The 20,091-nt window shown below is 66.6% G+C and carries 18 protein-coding genes; 10 read left to right on the top strand and 8 right to left on the bottom strand.

The window, feature by feature from the left end; translation table 11 throughout:
- Position 1 precedes the first annotated feature (1 nt).
- From ACIA76_RS14690 to ACIA76_RS14655, 8 genes are all read left to right on the top strand, one after another.
- On the top strand, positions 2 to 865 hold the full coding sequence (locus tag ACIA76_RS14690) for an MlaE family ABC transporter permease (RefSeq protein WP_397152291.1): 864 nt from the start codon (positions 2 to 4) through the stop codon (positions 863 to 865).
- Positions 829 to 2,370 carry an MlaD family protein gene (locus ACIA76_RS14685; RefSeq protein WP_397152290.1) on the top strand — a complete coding sequence of 514 codons (1,542 nt, stop codon included), beginning with the start codon at positions 829 to 831 and terminating at the stop codon, positions 2,368 to 2,370. The genes ACIA76_RS14690 and ACIA76_RS14685 overlap by 37 nt, the downstream gene beginning before the upstream one ends.
- Complete coding sequence (locus tag ACIA76_RS14680) at positions 2,367 to 3,410, top strand: MCE family protein (protein ID WP_397152289.1); 1,044 nt, start codon at positions 2,367 to 2,369, stop codon at positions 3,408 to 3,410. The genes ACIA76_RS14685 and ACIA76_RS14680 overlap by 4 nt, the downstream gene beginning before the upstream one ends.
- Positions 3,407 to 4,402, top strand: a complete 996-nt coding sequence (locus ACIA76_RS14675; RefSeq protein ID WP_397152288.1) for an MCE family protein — start codon at positions 3,407 to 3,409, stop codon at positions 4,400 to 4,402. Before ACIA76_RS14680 ends, ACIA76_RS14675 begins: the two co-directional genes overlap by 4 nt.
- On the top strand, positions 4,399 to 5,502 hold the full coding sequence (locus ACIA76_RS14670; protein ID WP_397152287.1) for an MCE family protein: 1,104 nt from the start codon (positions 4,399 to 4,401) through the stop codon (positions 5,500 to 5,502). The genes ACIA76_RS14675 and ACIA76_RS14670 overlap by 4 nt, the downstream gene beginning before the upstream one ends.
- A complete protein-coding gene (locus ACIA76_RS14665) occupies positions 5,499 to 6,617 on the top strand; it encodes an MCE family protein (protein WP_397152286.1) in 1,119 nt (372 codons plus the stop codon). The genes ACIA76_RS14670 and ACIA76_RS14665 overlap by 4 nt, the downstream gene beginning before the upstream one ends.
- Positions 6,614 to 7,783, top strand: a complete 1,170-nt coding sequence (locus ACIA76_RS14660) for an MlaD family protein (RefSeq protein WP_397152285.1) — start codon at positions 6,614 to 6,616, stop codon at positions 7,781 to 7,783. Before ACIA76_RS14665 ends, ACIA76_RS14660 begins: the two co-directional genes overlap by 4 nt.
- A gap of 104 nt (positions 7,784 to 7,887) precedes the next feature.
- Positions 7,888 to 8,670: a hypothetical protein gene (locus ACIA76_RS14655; protein WP_397152284.1), complete on the top strand. Its 783-nt coding sequence runs from the start codon at positions 7,888 to 7,890 to the stop codon at positions 8,668 to 8,670.
- A 77-nt stretch (positions 8,671 to 8,747) separates the two neighbouring features.
- On the opposite strand, the gene ACIA76_RS14650 is transcribed toward ACIA76_RS14655, so the two are convergent.
- The 6 genes from ACIA76_RS14650 to ACIA76_RS14625 form a co-directional block, all read right to left on the bottom strand.
- Positions 8,748 to 9,353: a ribonuclease H gene (locus ACIA76_RS14650; RefSeq protein ID WP_397152283.1), complete on the bottom strand. Its 606-nt coding sequence runs from the start codon at positions 9,351 to 9,353 to the stop codon at positions 8,748 to 8,750.
- An 11-nt stretch (positions 9,354 to 9,364) separates the two neighbouring features.
- Positions 9,365 to 9,880, bottom strand: coding sequence for an SRPBCC family protein (locus ACIA76_RS14645; protein WP_397152282.1), 516 nt, complete (start codon positions 9,878 to 9,880; stop codon positions 9,365 to 9,367).
- Positions 9,881 to 10,008: 128 nt separating this feature from the next.
- Positions 10,009 to 11,193 carry an L-2-hydroxyglutarate oxidase gene (gene lhgO, locus ACIA76_RS14640; protein ID WP_397152281.1) on the bottom strand — a complete coding sequence of 395 codons (1,185 nt, stop codon included), beginning with the start codon at positions 11,191 to 11,193 and terminating at the stop codon, positions 10,009 to 10,011.
- 10 nt (positions 11,194 to 11,203) lie between these two features.
- The gene (locus ACIA76_RS14635) at positions 11,204 to 11,839 is read right to left on the bottom strand and encodes a hypothetical protein (RefSeq protein WP_397152280.1); all 636 of its coding nucleotides are present in this window, start codon (positions 11,837 to 11,839) and stop codon (positions 11,204 to 11,206) included.
- Positions 11,840 to 12,255: 416 nt separating this feature from the next.
- Positions 12,256 to 13,047: a TIGR03084 family metal-binding protein gene (locus ACIA76_RS14630; protein WP_397152279.1), complete on the bottom strand. Its 792-nt coding sequence runs from the start codon at positions 13,045 to 13,047 to the stop codon at positions 12,256 to 12,258.
- 53 nt (positions 13,048 to 13,100) lie between these two features.
- Positions 13,101 to 14,456 carry a hypothetical protein gene (locus ACIA76_RS14625; protein ID WP_397152278.1) on the bottom strand — a complete coding sequence of 452 codons (1,356 nt, stop codon included), beginning with the start codon at positions 14,454 to 14,456 and terminating at the stop codon, positions 13,101 to 13,103.
- A gap of 203 nt (positions 14,457 to 14,659) precedes the next feature.
- On the opposite strand from ACIA76_RS14625, the gene ACIA76_RS14620 reads away from it, so the two are divergent.
- On the top strand, positions 14,660 to 15,733 hold the full coding sequence (locus ACIA76_RS14620) for a metallophosphoesterase (protein WP_397152277.1): 1,074 nt from the start codon (positions 14,660 to 14,662) through the stop codon (positions 15,731 to 15,733).
- A gap of 7 nt (positions 15,734 to 15,740) precedes the next feature.
- Here the strand turns inward: ACIA76_RS14620 and ACIA76_RS14615 are convergent, their stop codons facing one another.
- Positions 15,741 to 16,745, bottom strand: coding sequence for a zinc-binding dehydrogenase (locus tag ACIA76_RS14615; protein ID WP_397152276.1), 1,005 nt, complete (start codon positions 16,743 to 16,745; stop codon positions 15,741 to 15,743).
- A 323-nt stretch (positions 16,746 to 17,068) separates the two neighbouring features.
- Between ACIA76_RS14615 and lon the strand changes: the two genes are divergently transcribed.
- A complete protein-coding gene (lon, locus tag ACIA76_RS14610) occupies positions 17,069 to 19,348 on the top strand; it encodes an endopeptidase La (protein ID WP_397152576.1) in 2,280 nt (759 codons plus the stop codon).
- Between the two features lie 132 nt (positions 19,349 to 19,480).
- Here lon and ACIA76_RS14605 read toward each other — a convergent pair whose 3' ends face one another.
- Positions 19,481 to 20,059, bottom strand: coding sequence for a TetR/AcrR family transcriptional regulator (locus tag ACIA76_RS14605; protein WP_397152275.1), 579 nt, complete (start codon positions 20,057 to 20,059; stop codon positions 19,481 to 19,483).
- Between the last annotated feature and the right edge of the window lie 32 nt (positions 20,060 to 20,091).

Raw genomic sequence — 20,091 nt, 5'->3', positions numbered from 1 at the left:
GGTGTCATCAACCTATGTTCCGCCGCTACTGCGGCCCCTCCGGCGGTTACGCGCGTCGGCGTCCGCACCCCGCGACTGGCTCGCGCGGATCGGCCATCAGGTGTTCTTCTTCCTGCGGTCGATCGGCTCGATACCGTTGGCGTTCAAGCACTATCCGAAGGAAGTGTGGCGCCTGCTGTCGGATGTCACCTGGGGCAACGGCAATCTGATCGTCGGTGGCGGAACCATCGGCATCGTGCTGATCCTCAGCTCGTTCGCCGGTATCACCGTCGGAATCCAGGGCTACAACTCGCTGAACATCCTCGGCCTGGGACCGATCACCGGTGCGGTATCGGCCTTCGCGACCACCCGCGAGCTGGGTCCGTTGCTGGCCACGGTGGCCTTCGCGGCACAGGCGGGCTGCCGGTTCACCGCGCAGCTGGGCGCCATGCGCATCTCCGAGGAGATCGATGCGCTGGAGGCACAGGCCATCCGGCCGCTGCCCTATCTGGTGAGCACCCGGATGATCGCGGCGATGATCGCCATCGTGCCGCTGTACTGCCTGGCGCTGCCGTTGGCCTACATCGCCTGCTCGGTGACCGTGCAACTGATCGGCGGCACCGCGACCGGCACCTTCCAGCACTACTTCTATCAGTTCCTGATCCCGCACGATGTGCTGTGGTCGCTGCTGAAAGTGGTGGTGTTCGTGGCGGTCACGACATTCATCCAGTGCTACTACGGGTTCTTCGCCTCCGGCGGCCCGGAGGGAGTGGGTATGGCGGCGGGCCGGGCGATCAAGGTGTGCATCATCGCGGTCGTCTTCGCCGACCTGGCCCTGACCCTGGCGGTATGGGGTATCAATCCCGGCATCAGGATCTCGGGGTAGGGGGCGCGGACATGATCATCGATCCGAGTGGCCGCGGACCGACGATGCGGCAGTTGCTCATCGCCGGAACCTGTGGGCTGGTGGTGCTCGCACTCCTGCTGACCTTCCTCATGGCCCGCTACAAGGGCGTCATCCTGCATCCGAAGACGGATGTCACCGCGAATATGACCACCACCGGCGACGGCCTGCCCGAGAACGCGGATGTGAAGTTCCGCGGCGTGCTGGTCGGCACGGTCAAGGATGTAGCGGTGGCCGCCAAGGGTGAATTGCAGGAGGTGCATATCGAGATGAAGCCGGATTACGTCGGCGATATCCCGGCCAATGTCACCGCCCGCGTGGTGCCCAGCAACCTGTTCGCCGTCACCTCCGTCGAATTGGTCTACAACGGACCGGATTCGGCGGCCCTGCACGCGGGTTCGCGGATTCCCGAGGACCGCAGCGAGGGCACCATCGCGCTGCAGGACACGCTCACCTCGGTCCGCGGCATCCTGAACAAGATCGACCCGGTGCAGCTGGGCCGGGTACTGAGCACGCTGTCCTACGCGCTCGACGGCAGCGGGCGCGTCCCGGGGTCCACGGTGGAACGGCTGAACAACTGGCTGACCCAGGTGCGCGCCGCGGTGCCGAATGTGGATCAGACCCTGGACAACTTCTCGGCCTCCTTCCACGCGCTCAATGCCTCGGCGCCGGATCTGATGCAGGTGCTCGCCGATTCGGTGAAGACCGCGCAGACCATCTCCGATAAACGCGGCGAGCTGGTCGGGCTGCTCACCGGCACCTCCGACACCGTCGACAAGGTCAACGCGCTGTTCGCCCGCAATCCCGATGTGGGCAAGCAGCTCACCAGTGGGACCAGCGATATGTTCGGCGCGCTCTCGGATAATCCGGACTCGATCCCGCAGGCGATCGCCAGTCTGAATCGATCGCTGCGCGCGCTGAATACGACCTTCCACTGGGGTCCGCAGAAGCAGATGGTCTGGAACCTCGGCCTGACCCTCACGCCGTTCAAGCCCTACGACCGCTCGGATTGCCCGCGCTACGGCGATCTGGCCGCCCCGAGCTGCGCCACCGCGCCGCTGGTGGCGACGCTGCCGCCGCTGCCGGATTCGCTGAGGCCGCACGCGCTGGATTCGGCCCAGGGGCTGCCCCCGGCGATCCCGATGCCGGGCCTGCCGCCGATTCCGGGCTTCACCGCCCCGGACGCCCGCACCGCCGCACCGGTGGATCCGTCCAAGCCGGCCAATCCCTTTGCGGGAACTCCACTCGAGGGTCTGTTCCCGATGCTCGGACTGGCCGTCCCGGGCGCGCCCGCACCGGCCGCCCCGCCGCCCGCACCGGTCGACGGCACGCCGGGGCAGACCGCCGCCAAGCCGATCGCCTACTCCGGTGACGCCGCCATCACGGCGTTGCTCGGCCGCCAGCCCACCACTGCCGAATACCTGCTGTTGAGCTCGATCCTGAGGGGTGGAACCTTGCAAGTCTCCGAAGGCGGTGCAGGCCGATGAGTATTCGCAAACCGCTGATCGGATTCGGCATCTTCGCGCTGGTTTCGATCCTGGTGACCGTCGTGGTGTGGAATACCCTGGCGCGCACGGTCGCCGGCGCCACCAATACCTACAGCGCGGTCTTCACCGATGTGCTCGGCCTGCGCGCGGGCGACGATGTGCGCATGGCCGGTGTGCGGGTGGGCAAGGTCGAGAAGATCGAGAACCAGCGCGCCCCCGATACCAAGAAGAGCGTCGCCAAGGTCACCTTCGTGGTGCAGCGCAATCAGACCCTCTACGGCACCACCAAAGCCCTTGTCCGCTACCAGAATCTGATCGGTCAGCGCTATGTGGCGCTCGCGCCGGGCGGTAAGGGCGACAATATGCCGCTGCGCGACAACGGCTCGATCCCGCTGGATCGGACCGAACCCTCTTTCGATATCTCGGGTCTGCTCAACGGATTCCAGCCGCTGTTCCAGGTGTTGCAGCCCGAACAGGTCAACAACCTGTCCAATACCTTCATCCAGGCGCTGCAGGGCGACGGAGTCTCGTTGAGCGCCTTCATCACCCAGGCCGCGGCGGTGGCCGGGGACTTCCAGCGCCGCGACGCGATCCTGTCCGATGTGATCACCAACCTCTCGGCGGTGATGCAGGGGCTGGCGAAACGAGGTGACCAATTGGAGACGCTGGTGACCCAGACCCGGGCGCTGATCGGCGGCCTGTACGAACAGGGCAAGTCGCTGCAGTCCTCGACGGTCCAGATCGCCACCGCGACAACATCGCTGGTGGATATGATCAGCCAGGTGCGGCCCAAACTCCGGGCCGCACAGGATTCCACCCACGATGCGCTGACCCTGCTGATCGCCAACGGCGACAAACTCGACCGGGCCGCCATCGACCTGCCCAACATCATGTCCGATCTGGGCAAGTTCAATACCGACGGCGCCTACGCCAACGCCTATGTCTGCACGTTGGATGTCTCGCTGTACGGCATCCTGCTGCCGCGTGGTCTGGTCAATCAGATCGGCGGTAAATCCTTCTCGGCGGTGTGCCGGCCATGACGACATTCAAGGAGCGCTTCGGCGCGAATCGCTATTTCTGGTTGGGCATCATCGGTGTGGTGCTGATCGTGATCCTGCTGATCGCGTCGAGCACCTATAAGAAGCTCGGCGTCGGGACCGAGGACATCAAGGCCGAATTCGCGCAGACGGCCGGGATCCGGGTCGGTGACAAGGTCGATGTCGCGGGCGTGCCGGTGGGTACCGTATCGGGTGCGAAGCTCGAGGGTGATCACGTGCTGATCACCTTGCAGATCAACAACGATGTGAAGCTGGGCGCCGACGCGCGGGCGTCGATCAAGATGGCGACCCTGCTCGGTGCCCGTTATGTCGATCTGGATCCGGGCGACGGCTCGGGCCTGAAGGGTCAGCGGATCCCCAAGAGCAATACCGCGGTTCCCTACAACCTGGCCGATGTGGTGCAGATCGGCACGCCGAAGTTCGAGGCGCTCGATACCCGGAAGCTGACCGAATCGCTGAAGGTGCTCGGTGATCAGATCGACGGGTCGCCGCAGCTGACCGCCCAGGCCCTCGACAGCGTCGGCGCGCTGGCCAAGACGATCAACGATCGTAAGCAGCAGGTCGATTCGCTGCTGAAGGATCTGGATCGGGTCACCAAGATCCTCGGCGACAATCGCAACAGCGTATTGCTGGTGATCACCCAGGGCGAGGCCATCGCGAATCGGGTGATGGAGCGGCAGACCCTGTTGCGTCAGTTGCTCGATAACGTTGCCGCGCTGACCAAGCAGCTGCAGCAGATCGGCGCGGAGAACAACAATCAGTTCGGTCCGACCGTCGAGCAGCTCAACACCATTGCCGCGGGTCTGCAGAAGAACAAGGACAATCTGGATCGGTTGCTGTCGGTCATGCCGGTGTCGATGCGCTATCTGAACAGCTCCTTCGGTAACGGCCCCTACGGCGAGGTCTCCCTGCCCTGGCTGTTCCCGGACAACTGGTTGTGCTTCGCCCGAGTGAACGAGGGGTGCCAGGGATGAGACCGACCGTGCGCGAGATCAAGACCGCCGCAAAGGTGTTCGTGGTCGGCCTGGCCACGGTGGCGGCGGGCGGCTGTTCGGTGCTGCCGACCTCGGTACAGGACGCGGTGGGCGACACCACCCACATCACCGCCGACTTCCGCAATATCGCGGGCATGTTCGAGGGCAATCCGATCACCGTGCTCGGCCTCGAGGTCGGCAAGGTGGACAAGATCGTGCCCCAGGGGCAGTTCGCCGAGGTCCATATGACCGTCAAGGGCGATGTGAAGATCCCGAAAGACGTGGTGGCGGCGCTGATTTCGCCCTCGATCGTCACCGATCGGCATATCGAGCTCAGTCCGGCCTACACCGGCGGCCCGGCGCTGGCGGACAACGCGCATCTCACCGTCGAGCAGACCCGCACACCGGTCGAGCTGGACACGATGATCAAGACCATCGATCAGTTCGCCGCCGCGCTGAAGCCCGCGCCGGGTAACAACGTCGGACCGCTGTCGGGCACCCTGCTCTTCGATATGGTCAACGGCCAGGGCGAGAAGATCCGCGACACCCTCAACGCGCTGTCCGGCGCGCTGAAGGTCGGCGTCGACAACAAGGACGCGGTGGCGACGATCATCGTCAAGCTCAACGAGCTGACGACCATGCTGGCCGATAACGACCAGTCCGTGCGCGATTTCAGCAATCGCACCACCCAGCTGACCCAGCTGCTCGCCGACCAGGCCCCCGGCCTGCAGGCCACGCTGGATCAGATCAACGGCTTCCTGGCCAATACCAGCGGCGGGTTCAGCCAGTATCAGGATCAGTTGGCCTCCAGCCTGACCGGTCTGACCGCGGTGACCGATCAGCTGCGCCGCAATGCCGCCAACGTCACCGAGGTCGTGGACGTCGCCCCGCTGCTCCTGCAGAACCTGGACCGCTCGGTCAACCGGCAGAGTGGCTACATTCGGCTGCACGCGCTGCTGGGCGCCACCTTCTCCGGTGAGATCGTGAGCCTGTTCTGTGAACGGATTCAAATGAGATCGGATGGCTGCCGGACCGGCAAGGTCGAGGATTTCGGGCCCGACCTCGGGTTGACCGCAGCGCTGTTGGGACTGACCAAATGACGGGATTACTTGCCGGAGCGCGATTCTCGGCCCGTGCCCGCCGCACGGCCGTGGCGTTGGCGGCCTCGATCGGGGTGCTGGCGGCGTCGGGATGCGGGCTGACCGTGGAGAGCCTCCCGCTACCCAAACCGGGCGTGAGCGGTGATACCTATACCGTGCACGCGGTCTTCGCCAATGCGCTCAATCTGCCCGATCAGGCCAAGGTCAAGATCGGCGGCTCGGATGTCGGCGTGGTCAGCCATATCGAGACCAAGAACTTCCAGGCCGTCGTCGATCTGACCATCCGCAAGGATATCGAGCTGCCCACCGACGCGACCGCCGAACTGCGCCAGGCGACTCCGCTCGGCGATGTGTTCGTGGCGGTGTCCAAGCCCAAGTCCGAACCCGGTGCGCGCCTGCTGAAGACCGGTGACACCATCGGCATCGACAAGACCTCGGCCGGCGCGACGGTCGAGGAGCTGCTGTTGTCGATCTCGATGCTGTTCAACGGCGGCGGCGTCGCGGCGCTGGGCAAGCTCACCTCCGAACTCGATTCGGTGGTCGGCGGCCGGCCCGATCAGCTGGCCGATCTGATCAAGCAGATGACCAGCGTCACCGGGACGCTGCACGCCAACAGCGATCGAATCGACAGCACGCTCACCGGATTCAGCGCGCTCGCCGACACCATCGAGGCTCGGCACAAGGAGCTCGGCGAGGTCGCCGACACGCTGCCGGGCATGATCGGCGCCATCGCCGAGAACAATCAGCGGATCGGCGATCTGCTGACCAAGGTCTCCACCACCAGCGCCGCGCTCGGCGACTACTCCGACAGCACCGGATCGCAGCTGGTCGGCCTGCTCGACAACGTGCACAAGCTGATGGACGCGCTGTCGCGGACGCAGAACGATCTCGGCCCGCTGCTGGATGCGATGCACGATATCCGACCCGGTCTGGACGCCACGACGAAGGGCAATACGCTCGCCGTCGCGGTGACGCTGACCCAGCTCACCAGCGGCCTGATCAGCGATCCGGGCAACAGCAAGTTCTTCGATCTGCGCGATGTGCAGGACTTGAACGGCAGCCTGATCCAGGTGCTGCAGATCGTGTACAACCGAGTGACGGGAGGCCACCGGTGAGCTGGCTGACGCGGCACAAAATGCTGGTGTCGAACCTGGGCCTGGTGCTCGCGTTCGTCGTCGGCGCGACCTATCTCGCGGTGAGCGTGATGCGGGTCAATCCGCTGCGCGAGACCTATACCGTCACGGTGAATCTCGATCGTTCCGGCGGTCTGCAGCCGGGTAACGATGTGACGCTGCGGGGTTATCGCATCGGCAAGGTCAATTCGATCAAGCTGGTCGGTCGCGGCGCCTCGATCGCGGCCGAGGCCCAGATCGACAGTCGCTACCGGATTCCCGCGGCCACCGAGATCGCCGTGCAGGCGCTGTCCGGCGCGGGTGAGCAGTACATCGACTTCCGTCCCGACGTCGACGGCGGTCCGTATCTGGCCAACGGCGCGGTCGTCACCTTCGATCCGCAGAAGGTCCATACGCCGACCCCGGTGTGGTCGGTGCTGGACAATGCGAGCGCGTTCTTCACCCAGATCGATCCGGATCGGTTCAATATCATTCTCACCAATCTGGATACCGCGCTGAGCGGCGGCCCGGATCAGTTGCGCCACATGATCGACGCGCTGAGCCTGGTGACCGCGGGCCTGGACAATCTGCTGCCGCAGACCGCCAATCTGCTGGCCAATCTGCGCACCATCGCCGCGACCACCTCCAACGCGCAGCCGGATCTCGGCACGCTGACTCGCAATTCGGGACTGTTGCTGACGCAGTTCAACAATGCGAACGACGAATTGAACCAGGTGCTCGATCAGGCGCCGGGCCAGCTGCGGCAGCTGGGCGCCGTACTGGACAAGACCGCCGACCCGATCAGCAGCCTGGCCACCAACTTCGTGGCCATGACCAGGGCCGCGCAGTTGCGTATACCCGCACTGCGCGCGCTGTTCCCGGCGCTGGTGGTGGGCAGTTCGGCGGCGGGTGTGCCCGCGCACGACGGTGAGTTCTATACCATCACCGACATCTGGCCCCGGCCGTTCTGTGATTACGCCTCCAAACACAATCCGCCGTACGTGGTTCAGGACGGCACGCTGCCGCGGTGGAACTACTGCACGAATCCGCCGCCGGATCAACAGATCCGTGGCTCGGCCAATGCGCCGCGGCCCGATGTGCCCAATAACGGCGCCCAGATGCCGGCAGGGGTCGATCCGAACGAACGGACCCTGCCCCCGGTGCGGTGAGTTCGTGCATACTCGCCGAGTGAACCCGTCCGGCCCGGACCTTCCGGGTCGATCCGGCTACGCGGTGTGCCACGCGGCGCGCCGGGAAGGTGACAGATCGATTCATGTCCGATGACGACGCTGCCAAGGAACAACCGAATACCGGGACCGAGGCGACCGCGAAAGCCGATCGCCCGCAAGACAGCACCGCCGCGGACGTGACTGCCAAGGTCGATGCCACGCAGCCCGAGGCCACGCCGCCCGAAGCCACACCGCCCGCCGAGAAACGGCGGGGCTCATGGCTGCCCATCGCGGCGGCCTTCTCCGCGGGTGTGCTGCTGGTGGCCGCGGTCACCGCGATCTTCGTGTTCTGGACACAGTCCGACGATCGCGGTAAGGAGCTGGATGCCCGTGATTCGGCCACCCGGGCGGCCTGCGATTTCGGCAAGGCCGTGGGCAGTTACGACGCGAAGAATCTCGACACCTACTTCAAGCAGGTCAACGACCTGTCGACCGGCGAGTGGGCGCAGTTCTTCGGCGGTGCGACCGATGCCCTCAAACAGGCGATGGTCAGCGTGCAGGCCCGCTCCAAGATCGACGAGATCCACTGCGCCTGGGAGTCCGGCAACGACAGCGAGGCGAATGTGGTCGTGATGATCACCCAGGAACAGACCAATGCCGCTGTGCCGCAACCCGATAAGATCACCCTGCCGGGCGTCGCCCATATGCAGAAGAAGGGCGATAAGTGGCTGGTCGCCAAGTTCGACTCGCCGGTGACCAAGAGTATGGGCCCGGCCGGTCCGGCCACCCCGGGCGACGGTCAGCCCGCCCCCGCTCCCGGCGCCGGCGCCCAGGCCAATCAGGCACCGGCCCCGAGCGATACGCCCACACCCCAGCCGGGTCGCTGAGGACTATCGACCGAACGCCTCCGGCTGTGGGCGGGTGACACCACAGCCGGAGACTCTCGGTGCGGATCGGAAACGGCTCAGAACAGGGTGAGCGTCTCGGTGGCCTCGGCCACGGCCGGAACCGTTTCGGCAAGCGGCGCGACCTTCTTCGGCTGCGGTGCCGCGGCGACCACGTCCAGTGCGGGCGGTGCGGCGGCGTCGGTCGCGGGGAGTGCCGACAGATCCGCGATGCCCGTGGACAGTGCGTCCGGATTCGCCGCGGCCTCGCGGGCGGCCTCGCCCGCGAGCTTGTCGGCCTGTTCGTTGAAGTAGTTGCCGACATGACCGCGGACCCAGCGGAAGCGTACGGGGCCGGGGCGGGTGGCGATGGAATGGTCGATGTGCTGGACCAATTCGATATTCTTCACCGGGCCGCCGGTGGAGGTGCGCCAGCCCTTGAGCCGCCAGCCCGACAGCCATTCCGAGGCGCATTTGATCGCATAGAGCGAATCGCTCTCGATGAGCAGCGGTTCGGGCCCGGGATGCGCGACGACCGCCTCGAGCACCGCCCGTAGCTCGGCGACCTGATTGGTGCCCGCCGCGGCGCCGCCGTTCGCCGAGGCGCCTTCATGGTTGACCCACGCCCAGCCGATGGCGCCACCCGGATTCCGGAGGCAGGAACCGTCGGTGCTCACGATGATCATGGTGGCCTACCCTACGCAATCCGACCGACAAGATCGGTCCCGTGGAATTCCTCGATCTCTCTCCGCAATTGCGCCTCGCTCCGCCGTACCGCGGAGGTGATGGCCGCATCGATCATTCTGGTGCACAGTCGAGCCACCAGCCCGCGCGGTGGACGGTAATCGGCCTCGGAGGTGAGCACCGAACGTCCGTAGCCGAGCGGGTCGAACCGCAGTGTGAGCGTGCCGAGCGCCGCGACCTGCCGATCGGACCGCGCAGGCGCCACCTTCCCCGGCCGGCGCCTGCGCAGCGTGTATCCGATCACCGCGTTGCGGCGGTACTCGGAAATCTCACATTCGACCGTGGAACGCCACAGCCCGAGCCGAACGGACGCGGCATACACGGCACCCGGTCCGTGGCTGGCATCGCCGACCGGTTCGAATGCTGTGATGCCGAACATCCAGTCCGGCACGAACAGATGGTTGTCCGTGTACATGAACGCGACCTCCACCGGAGCTCCGACATCGCTCGCGTACCTGATGTGGCCCATAGGCTTACTCCCTGTTCCACGGCTGCGGACAAAAGTACTACAGAAATCCTCTTTATTGAACGGTTACCGGTGAATAACCCGAGGATTCCGGCGTGTCCGGCAGATAACGGGCGAACGGGGCAAATGAGTCAGTTGTCCAGTCGATCGACGATATGTTCGGCGATCGGCAGCGCGGAGGTGGCCGCCGGCGAGGGTGCGTTGAGTACGTGGACCGAGCGGTCGGTGCGCTGGATCAGGAAGTCGTGCACCAGCGTTCCGTCCCGCGCCACGGCCTGCGCACGGATTCCGGCCTCGCGTGGCAGCAGATCGGCGAGCGTCAATTCCGGGCAGTACCTTCGGCATTCGGCCAGATACCCACGCTTGAACAGCGAATTGCGCAGCTCCCGCAGTCCGGTGCGGACATTGGCCGCGGCGACCCGATGAAAACCGCGATAGCCCAGCACCTCCCGGGCATCTCGCAGATCGAGGCTGCCCTTGCGATAACCCTCCCGCGCCAGCCCGAGTACCGCATTGGGGCCGACGGTCAGCTCACCGTCGATGGTCGGGCTCAGATGGACGCCGAGGAATGGCAGCTCCGGATCCGGGATCGGATAGATGAGGGTGTTCACCAAACCTTTGCGGTCGGGCGGCAACTGGTAGTACTCACCGCGAAAGGGGACGATACGCAGCGAAATTCGCAGGCCCGCCAGCCGAGCCATCCGATCGGCCTGCAGTCCGGCGCAGGCCACCAGCCGCCGCGCCCGCCACGACCCCGCGGGCCCGGAGACGGTGATCGCATCGGAGGTCTCGGCGATGGTGGTGATCTCGGCGCCGAGCACGACAGTGCCCCCGGCCGCGCGGACCTCATCGGCCAGTGCGGCGGTGATCCTGGTGTAGTCGACGATGCCGGTGCTCGGCACGAACAGCGCGCCCACGCCGGTGATATGCGGCTCCCGGCGGACCAGTTCGGCCGCGTCGAGCAGCTCCACCTCGACGCCGTTGCTGACCGACCGCTCGTGCAGCGCCAGCATCCGGCGGTGCTCCTCGGCATCGGTGGCCACCAGCAGTTTTCCGCACACCTCGTACGGAATGCCCTGTGCTGCGGCGAATTCCTTGGTCCACTCCGCGCCGCGTCGGCACAGCCGCGCCTTGAGGCTGCCGGGCGCATAGTAGATCCCGGAGTGGATCACCCCGCTGTTGTGTCCGGTCTGATGGCCGGCCAGCCGATCCGCCTTCTCGAGCAGCAGCACGCTCGCCCCGGGCCGGGTCGTCAGGATCCGGTGGGCGGTGGCGACACCCACGATGCCGCCGCCGATCACGCAGTAGTCGTACACCCAGGCAGTGTCACACAGTGCGGCGCAGCAGCTGCACCGATTGCCGCCCGAACATCGGGTCGGAGAAGGCGAGTGTGACCTCGCCGCTGTGGATATCGACGTCGGTGCTGATCCGGGTGACGCCCGCGGGGTCGACGGCGTCCGGCCGATCGCCGAGCTGCCGCGCCAGCGCGGTGGTCACGGCCGCGACCAGATTGGTGTCGACGGTCATGGTCAGCGAATTCGGTTGCGGCCGAGCCACATCCGCGCCGACATAGGTGTCGCCGGGCAGCTGGACCCGCATCGGGGCCGGGACGGTCTCCGGCGTCCCCGTCGCCGACGCGACGGAGGGCGCGGGGTGACCGGCGGGCGCGGGTGGCTTCCGGTCGTAGGGGGTCCCCGGCAGTCGTTCGCTGTCGGCCATCAGATCGATCTCGGCGGAAACCCTTGGGGTGACCGAGGATTCGTATGTTCGGGGCTCGTGCACGGGTCCCTGATCGGTCAATCCCGTGCCGGGTAGCGCGATCTCGGTGCCCGGCATGCGCCCGGTCTCGGCGATCTGGTTCACGACGTAGGTTCCGGCGGCGACGGTCAACGCGATGCTGGCCATACCGGCGGTGACGATGGCGGTGTACTGGAAGATCTGGGCGGGTCGTCGCGACATCACGGTGCGTTCCTTTTCCCTCTCCCCTGGGGTCCCCCTGCCGGCGCCGACTCGCACCGTTGAAAGCCGAACGCATGTCCAGATTACTGTGTCACGAAGTACGGTACCGAAACGCTGCGATCAAGATCACAGGGCGGCCGAGGGTGCGCGCGCTATCGACAACGCAGCTGCGCAGACAATTGTCACAACCAGCCGTACACGAATTTCTTTGTGGTTCAGGTGTTTCCGGCATGGAACGGGTGGGTAAAAGTCTCTTAGCTGGCGAGCGTCGCTTCGACTGCCAGATCCAAACCTCCGGCCAACGGCGTCCGGTCGGCAACAGGCACGGCGCACCCAAAGCTGACGCTCGCCCGCTCTCGTTCTACGGCCGGACGCTGTGGCGAGGCCGTCCCGCGCATGCGTGGGGCGGCCGTCGGCGCTCAGGCGAATTGTCCCGCGCTGCGGCCCGTTCCGGCCGGTCCCGCGAATACCTGTGCGATGGTGAGCCATTCGATCGCATCGGGTCCGTCCGCGACGATCGCGAGGTCGTCGGGATGGCGGCGCTGGGTGACCAACAGGCAGAAGTCCAGCGCGGGTCCGTCGAGTCGTTGCACCGCGTCCTCGGGTCCCCAGGTCCACAGGTCGCCGTCGGGTGCGCGCAACGTGATCCGGAATTCCTCGGCGGGCGATGTGCGCCCGTGCACCTGATACGCGAAGTTCCTGGTCCGGATGCCCAGATGGGCGACGTTGCGCAGCCGCGCGGTCGGTGTCCGGGTCACGCCCAGCGCATCGGCGACGTCCTGACCGTGCGCCCAGTTCTCCATGATCCGTGCGCTGACCATCGAGGCCGGGCTCATCGGCGGTCCGAACCAGGGCAGCTTCGTACCGGTCGGCGCCGCGCGCAGGGCCGAATCCAATGCCGCGCGGCCGCGGCGCCACCGCGCCAGCAGTTCGGGCGCGGGGGTGGCCGCGGCCTGTTCGGCGGCCTCGTCGACGAAGGTCAGCGCCCGCGGCATGGCCTCGGCCATCATCGTCCCGAACGCCTCGGCATCGGTGGCCGATAGCGTCGCGATCTCATCGGTCCAGGCCAGATGGCCGATCTGATGGGCGATCGTCCAGCCCGCCGCGGGCGTGGGACGCGCCCACTCCTCCGGCGGCAGCCCCGCGATCAGCGCGTCCAGATCCGTGCATTCGGCATTGAAGTCGGCGAGCAACGCCTGCAGATCAACCACGCGTTCAGCATTACAGGCGCGGCAGAAAAAAGGCAAGCATGCGTGCTTGTTATTCACCAGCCGAACAGCAGCAGATGTACTCCGCCGACGAACAGGCCGAGCGCCGCGCCGTGCAGATAGAGCAGCCAGGCGTCCTGTTCGACCGAGGCGTAGAACATCTCCATGAACTCCCCCGGGGTGAGCTGGCGGAGCTTACGGGTCGCGAAAACGTCGATCTGCCCGGCCTGTTCGCGCGCGAACTGCTCGTCCTCGGCCAGGCTCGGCGCCAATCCGACGGCCGCCCCGGCCGCCCCGATCGTGAGATTGTCGAATTGGCGGCGGCCGAAGGCCATTCGCACCATCGAGGTGGTCGGTCCGAGCTGGCGATGGATCTCATCGGAGATCAGTCCTTCGATGAGTCGGCGGGTCTTATCGCCGTTGGGGCCCTCGAGCAGCTCGGTCGCGAGATTGGGCAGCGTCAGCACCTGATAGGCCAGGATGTGACCGAGGTCGGCGGCCGCCTGCGGCTGGCGCTTGGCCAGCAGGGCTTGGCGCCACAGATACTTGTAGCGCGGCTGCGGATCGCCCGGCTCGAACACCATCTTGATGGCGATCACGTTCACCATGACGCCGATCGCGGCCGCCGCGGTCAGCACGACCGCCCAGCTCGGAATCCAGCCGAGCACCGGAATGTCGTGGTGCACCTGCATATACAGCGCGAGCAGGAGTCCGAACGGCGCGCCCAGCAGGCCGATGCGGACCATGAAGCGCAGCTCCGGCGCGGCGATGGTGGTGGTCAGATCCTTGAGGATCTCGGGATTGGCACGCAGATACCGGATCACGAAACTCTTGATATCGATGAGCTGATCGACGTTGTCGCCGAGCCGATCGAAGGCCCGCGCGGTCAGCGCGGGCAGCTCGCGTTCGACCCGCTGATAGAGCATCGCGCGCGCCGGGCCCGGTACCGCCCGCCACACCTCCGGATTCTCCCGCATCATGATCTCGTCGACGATCGGCTGCACCCGCACGCGGGCGACCTCGGCGATGTAGTCCGCGACACCCTCGAGATCGAGCTCGTGGATGAAATCCTTCGGACTGCCGATCCGCATGATGGCCATATCGACGCAGATACTGGCCATCTTCTCGGCGCGGGCGGGGATGAAACCCTGGAAGCCGATCCGCCTACCATCCCCGGAGAAGGTCGGCAATACCTGAACCCGTCGGGGTAGGTAGGGGTACAGCACCCGCAGGCCCGGAATCGGGATGCCGCGGAAGTACACCGGCCAGAACAGCATCAGCACGCCGGTCCAGTTGGTCAGCCAACCGGCCAGGGCGCTGAAGAGTGGGAAGGTGATCAGATCGACGACGACTTTCGGCTGGCCGGTGAGGTGTTCCCAGTCGATGAACACCCCGCCGGCGAGTGCTGTCATCGTGGGATTCCCCCTTGCTCCGAACCAGGACCTGAGATGTCGGGTCCCCAACATTCTCACCGGTTCCGATCGAGTGTCAATCGATCGGGTAGTGCCGTTTTCACCGTCCGTTCGCCGGTGCGCAAACAGGATTCGGTGAGCGGCTCGCGTCTCCGAGAATACTGGTCAATCGACCAATCTGATTCGGTGAGAGGGAGCACGGGATGGACGACAGCAGGAATGTGGGCCGCCGGGGATTTCTGGCGGGCGCCGCGGCGGTCGCGGGCGTGGCGGCGGTCGGTGGCGTGGCGGCGGCCGAACCGGCGGGACCGGCGGGACCGGCCAAACTACCCCTCCCGACCGGCGAGAACCTGCGCGTGCTGCTGACCGGCGATGCCGGAACGGGCGCCCGTCCACAGTGGCTGGTCGCCGACGCCATGCGGAATATGCATCGGCGCGAACCGTTTTCGCTCGCGCTCGGCCTCGGCGACAATATCTACGAGAACGGCCCGTGGACCGATGACGACGCCCAGTTCGCCGATAAGTTCGAAAAGCCCAATCACGATCTGGATTTCCCGTGGCTGATGGTGCTCGGCAATCACGACAACACCGCGATCCTGCCCGGTGACGCGGGCTGGCTGCAGCGCGGCGATCACGAGGTGGCCTATCACCGGCGTTCGGCGCGGTGGTATATGCCCGCACGCTATTACTCGGTCCGGATTCCGCAGCAGCGGCCGGTCGTGGAGTTCTTCGTACTCGATCTGAATCCGGCCGCCTCCTATATACCGCAGGTGCTGGATCCGTATTGGGCGCCGGACGGGCCGTTCATGACCGAACAGGCGGCCTGGCTGGATCGTGCGCTCACCGAATCACCGGCGACCTGGAAGGTCGTATGCACGCACCATCCCTATCTCAACAACGGCCCGCACGGTGACGCCGGGAACTACGAGGGCGTGACCGTCGAACCGCTGGACGGGCGGCATGTGAAGGCGTTCCTCGATCGACATGTCCTGGGGCGCTGCCAAATCCTGCTGTCCGGGCACGACCATTCGCTGCAGGTGCTCGAGCCGACCGTGGCGACGAAGAGTACGCGGCAGATCGTCTGCGGCGCGGCAGCGAAATCCGTGCACGACGAGCCGTTCGGCGGCCCGAAGCCGGTGCATCCCAGCCTGTTCCAGAGTTTCACCGGGCTCGGGTTCATGGCCCTGGACCTGAGCCGGGATGCCGTGCGGCTGCGGGCGATCACGGTCGACCCGGGTTCGGGTGCGGCGACCGTCGCCTTCGATCGCCGCCTGTGACCGACCGCTACGGCTGCAGCACGATCCGAATCGGGTTGCCCTCCTTGGCCTCCAGCGCGTGCACGGCCTTGACCGCATCGGCCAGCGGCAGCACGGCGCTGACCGAGCGGGCGAAGTCGATCCGATGCAGTCGCTGCAGCTCCACGAGCCGAGCCACATCCCCGGGCCCCGAGCCGTAGTGTCCGCGCAGTTGCTGCTGGAAGTAGCTGAACATGGTGCCGTGGGTGAGGGTGATCGGCTTATCGGTCAGTCCGACCAATACCAGCCGCCCACCCTTGCCCAGGCATACCGCGGCCTGTTCGCGCACGGCGGCGACGCCCGCGAAGTCGAAGGCCGCCGCGAGTCCGTCGCCGTTCGTCGCCTCGAGGATCTTCTTGCGCAGATCGGTGTCGGCCGGGTCGAAGGCGAAATCGGCGCCGAAATCCAGCGCGCGTGCCCGTGCGGCGGGCAGCGGATCCACCGCGATGATCGGGGCGGCCCCGACCAGTCGCAGCAACTGCACGCCGTGCGCGCCCAGCCCGCCCACGCCCCAGACGCCCACCGGCTCGGCCGGTCGAACCTGTGCGGTCGTGGTGATCGCGGCCCACGGCGTCGACACCGCGTCCGGAATGAAGCAGGCCTGTTCGAACGGCAGATCGTCGGGCAGCGGCACCAGCGTGTCCGCCCGAGCCAGCGTGTACTCCGCCCAGCCGCCGTCGTAATCCACGCCCCGCGTGAACGTCACCCCATCGCGGGACTCTCCCGCCTGCAACACCACTCGATCTCCCACCCGCGCCCGCGTGACCCCGGGCCCCAGCGCATGGACGGTCCCCGCGACCTCATGCCCGAGCGTGACCACATCGCCCTTCAGATACAGCGGCGACAGGGTCCCATCGATCAGATGCACATCCGACAGGCACACCCCCGCCGCCGCCACCTTGATCAGCACATGATCGGGCCCAGGCTCGGGAACCGGCACCTCCTCCACGACCAGACGGCGTTCGGTTCCCAGGTGAAGGCGTGCGGCCAGCATGTTGCTCCTCGCGTAGATGACGAACTCCACCCGAGTATTCCGCACATCCGGTGGCGGACTACCCGATTGCATTCACCCATCACCAGTATCAGGCCCCACCTCGGTATTGATGCCGCCGATCACACCGTTACGGCGTCCGATGCCCTCGTTCGCTGCCGGTGAACATCCGTTCGGAACATCCGGGCGGGGTCGAGGGTTGAGTAGATAACGCTCAACCTTCGGCGAGAACGTTCGAAGGCATGGTTTGGAAGGGGCTGTGACCTGTGAGTACCCCACAACGACTACCGGTGTTGTTTCTGACCGAGCCGATCGTGTTGCCGGGCATGGTTGTCCCGATCGAGCTCGATGAGGCGGCGCAGGCCGCCATCGATGCGGCGCGGGCGGCGAATCTGGATGCCGTACTGCTCGCGCCCCGACTGACCGAGGGCTACGCCGCCTACGGCGTGGTCGCCACCATCGAACAGGTCGGACGGATGCGCGGCGGGGCCAAGGCGGCCGTGCTGCGGGCCGAGCGGCGCGCGAAGATCGGGCACGGGGTGACCGGGCCGGGCGCCGCGCTGTGGGTCGAGGCCGAGCCGGTCGAGACCCCCGAGCCGGACGGGCGCATCAAAGAGCTTGCGGCCGAATACAAGAAGCTGGTCGTCTCGGTGCTGCAGCGTCGCGAGGCGTGGCAGGTCATCGACATGGTCGACCAGATGGCGGATCCGTCGGCGCTGGCCGATACCGCGGGTTACGCGCCCTATCTCACCATCGAACAGAAGCGCGAACTGCTCGAGACCCCGGACGTCGCGGAGCGTCTGACCAAGCTGATCGCCTGGGTGCGCGACCACATCGCCGAGATGGAGGTCACCGAGAAGATCAGCGAGGACGTCCGCGAGGGGATGGAGAAGTCCCAGCGCGAATTCCTGCTGCGCCAGCAGCTCAACGCGATTCGCAAGGAGCTGGGCGAGAACGAGCCCGACGGCGCCGAGGACTACCGCACCCGCGTCGAGAACGCCGATCTGCCGCAGCACGTCCGCGAGGCCGCGCTGCGCGAGGTCGACCGGCTCGAGCGCGGCAGCGATCAGAGCCCGGAGGCGGGCTGGATCCGCACCTGGCTCGACACCGTGCTGGATCTGCCGTGGACGGTGAAAACCACGGATTCGGACGATGTTTCGGCCGCCCGCGCGGTGCTCGACGCCGATCACCACGGCCTGGACGAGGTCAAGGACCGCATGGTCGAATACCTGGCCGTGCGCGCCCGGCGCGCATCGCGCGGACTCGAGGTCGTCGGCGGCCGCGGCTCCGGCGCGGTGCTGGTGCTGGTCGGTCCGCCCGGCGTCGGTAAGACCTCGCTGGGTGAGAGCGTGGCACGGGCCCTGGGCCGCAAGTTCGTTCGCGTCGCCCTGGGCGGCGTGCGCGACGAGGCGGAGATCCGTGGCCACCGGCGCACCTACGTCGGCGCGCTGCCCGGCCGCATCGTGCGCGCGGTCAAGGAGGCGGGTTCGATGAATCCCGTTGTCCTGCTGGACGAGATCGACAAGGTGGGCTCGGACTACCGCGGCGATCCGGCGGCGGCGCTGCTCGAGGTCCTGGATCCGGCGCAGAATCACACGTTCCGCGACCACTACCTGGACCTGGATCTGGACCTGTCGGATGTGCTGTTCATCGCGACCGCGAACGTCATGGAGACGATCCCGGGCCCGCTGCTGGACCGCATGGAGCTGATCACGGTCGACGGTTACACCGAGGACGACAAGGTGGCCATCGCCCGCGACTTCCTGATCCCGCGGCAGCTCGAGCGCAACGCGCTGACCGCCGAGGAGGTGCGCATCACCGAGCCGGCCTTGCGCGAGATCGCGGCGAACTACACCCGCGAGGCGGGCGTGCGGCAGATGGAACGGCTCATCGCAAAGGCCCTGCGCAAGGCGGCGACTCGGCTGTCGGAGGGTCCGGATCCCGAGGCCATCACCGTCGACCTGACGAATCTGAAGGATTACCTGGGTCGACCGCGATTCACCCCGGATTCGGTGGAGCGCACCGCCGTCCCCGGCGTGGCGACCGGACTGGCGGTGACCGGTGCGGGTGGCGATGTCCTCTACATCGAGGCCAACGCCGCCGAGGGCGAGCGCTCGCTGACCCTGACCGGTCAGCTCGGCGACGTCATGAAGGAATCCGCGCAGATCGCGCTGACCTACGTCCGCTCGCATCTGGAGGAGATCGGCATCGAGCCGAAGGTGCTGGATCGCAACATCCACATCCACTTCCCCGCGGGCGCCGTGCCCAAGGACGGTCCGTCGGCGGGTGTCACCATGGTCACCGCCCTGGTGTCGCTGGCGCTGGACCGGCAGGTTCGCTCGGATGTCGGCATGACCGGTGAGGTCACGCTGAACGGCCGGGTGCTCCCGATCGGCGGGGTCAAGCAGAAGCTGCTGGCCGCCCAGCGCGCGGGCCTGAAGACGGTGTTCATCCCGGCCCGCAACGAGCCGGATCTGGACGACGTCCCGGCCGAGGTGCTCGAGGCACTGGATGTCCGCCCGGTCGGCGATGTGGCCGACATCCTGGCCTACGCCATCGAGCCGGTCGCCGAACCGGCCTTCGGCAGCCCGGCGCTGGCATCCTGATCGAGCGCGCATTCGTCATGCGGGAACGACGATTCCTCGTCGTTCCCGCATGACGACCCCTCGTCACAGTGGCTTACTACCGGTCGGATCACCTTCCGCCGGAATCCGATTCGCATTCGACAGCGGTGATCATCAGGCCGCGTCCGCGTCGTCGGTTCGGCGGGCGCGCAGCGCCTGCCAGGCGGCCTCGGCCAGCACCTGCGTGACATCGTCTGGGGCGGTGACCATCTCACCGCTGAGCCAATGCCGCGAATACTCCTGCGCGGGCCCCAACCACAGCGCGTACACCAGATCGAACGGCAGATCGCGCACCGCGCCGTATCCGGCATGCGTGCGCCACCAGCGCCAACCGTTACGCAGGAACTCCCGATTGCTCTCGCTCTCCCGAATTCCCGGCGGCCGGGCGGCGGTGAGCAGCGTGGCCCGGTATCGATTCTCGGCGACCCAGCGCAGATGTTCGACCACGGCGCCGGTGATCCCGGCCTGCGCGTCGACGCTGTCGCCGAGGACCTGCCAGAGATGGCGCTGATAGTCGGCCAGCGCATTCGCCCACACCTGCCGATACAGCTCGGCCTTGTCCGGGAAGTGGTGATACAGCGCGCCGACACTGGCACCGGCCGCGTCGCGGATCTGCCCGAGCGTCGTCTCCACCGTCCCGTGTTCGGCGAATTCGCGCTCGGCCGCGAGCAGCAACCGATCCCGAATCTTCACGAACAGAATATTATTCTGGTTCCGCTCGCATG

Origin of the sequence: Nocardia sp. NPDC051570, assembly GCF_044454005.1 — a bacterium.
Taxonomy (GTDB): domain Bacteria; phylum Actinomycetota; class Actinomycetes; order Mycobacteriales; family Mycobacteriaceae; genus Nocardia.
This window is presented reverse-complemented; position numbering and strand designations above follow the sequence as displayed.

Excerpts from the sequence above, each read along its gene's own strand:
- ACIA76_RS14685 (WP_397152290.1), top strand. The coding sequence starts at position 829 with ATGGGGTATCAATCCCGGCATCAGGATCTCGGGGTAGGGGGCGCGGAC.
- ACIA76_RS14680 (WP_397152289.1), top strand. The coding sequence starts at position 2,367 with ATGAGTATTCGCAAACCGCTGATCGGATTCGGCATCTTCGCGCTGGTT.
- ACIA76_RS14675 (WP_397152288.1), top strand. The coding sequence starts at position 3,407 with ATGACGACATTCAAGGAGCGCTTCGGCGCGAATCGCTATTTCTGGTTG.
- ACIA76_RS14670 (WP_397152287.1), top strand. The coding sequence starts at position 4,399 with ATGAGACCGACCGTGCGCGAGATCAAGACCGCCGCAAAGGTGTTCGTG.
- ACIA76_RS14665 (WP_397152286.1), top strand. The coding sequence starts at position 5,499 with ATGACGGGATTACTTGCCGGAGCGCGATTCTCGGCCCGTGCCCGCCGC.
- ACIA76_RS14655 (WP_397152284.1), top strand. The coding sequence starts at position 7,888 with ATGTCCGATGACGACGCTGCCAAGGAACAACCGAATACCGGGACCGAG.
- ACIA76_RS14650 (WP_397152283.1), bottom strand. The coding sequence starts at position 9,353 with ATGATCATCGTGAGCACCGACGGTTCCTGCCTCCGGAATCCGGGTGGC.
- ACIA76_RS14645 (WP_397152282.1), bottom strand. The coding sequence starts at position 9,880 with ATGGGCCACATCAGGTACGCGAGCGATGTCGGAGCTCCGGTGGAGGTC.
- ACIA76_RS14625 (WP_397152278.1), bottom strand. The coding sequence starts at position 14,456 with ATGACAGCACTCGCCGGCGGGGTGTTCATCGACTGGGAACACCTCACC.
- ACIA76_RS14620 (WP_397152277.1), top strand. The coding sequence starts at position 14,660 with ATGGACGACAGCAGGAATGTGGGCCGCCGGGGATTTCTGGCGGGCGCC.
- ACIA76_RS14615 (WP_397152276.1), bottom strand. The coding sequence starts at position 16,745 with ATGCTGGCCGCACGCCTTCACCTGGGAACCGAACGCCGTCTGGTCGTG.
- lon (WP_397152576.1), top strand. The coding sequence starts at position 17,069 with ATGGTTGTCCCGATCGAGCTCGATGAGGCGGCGCAGGCCGCCATCGAT.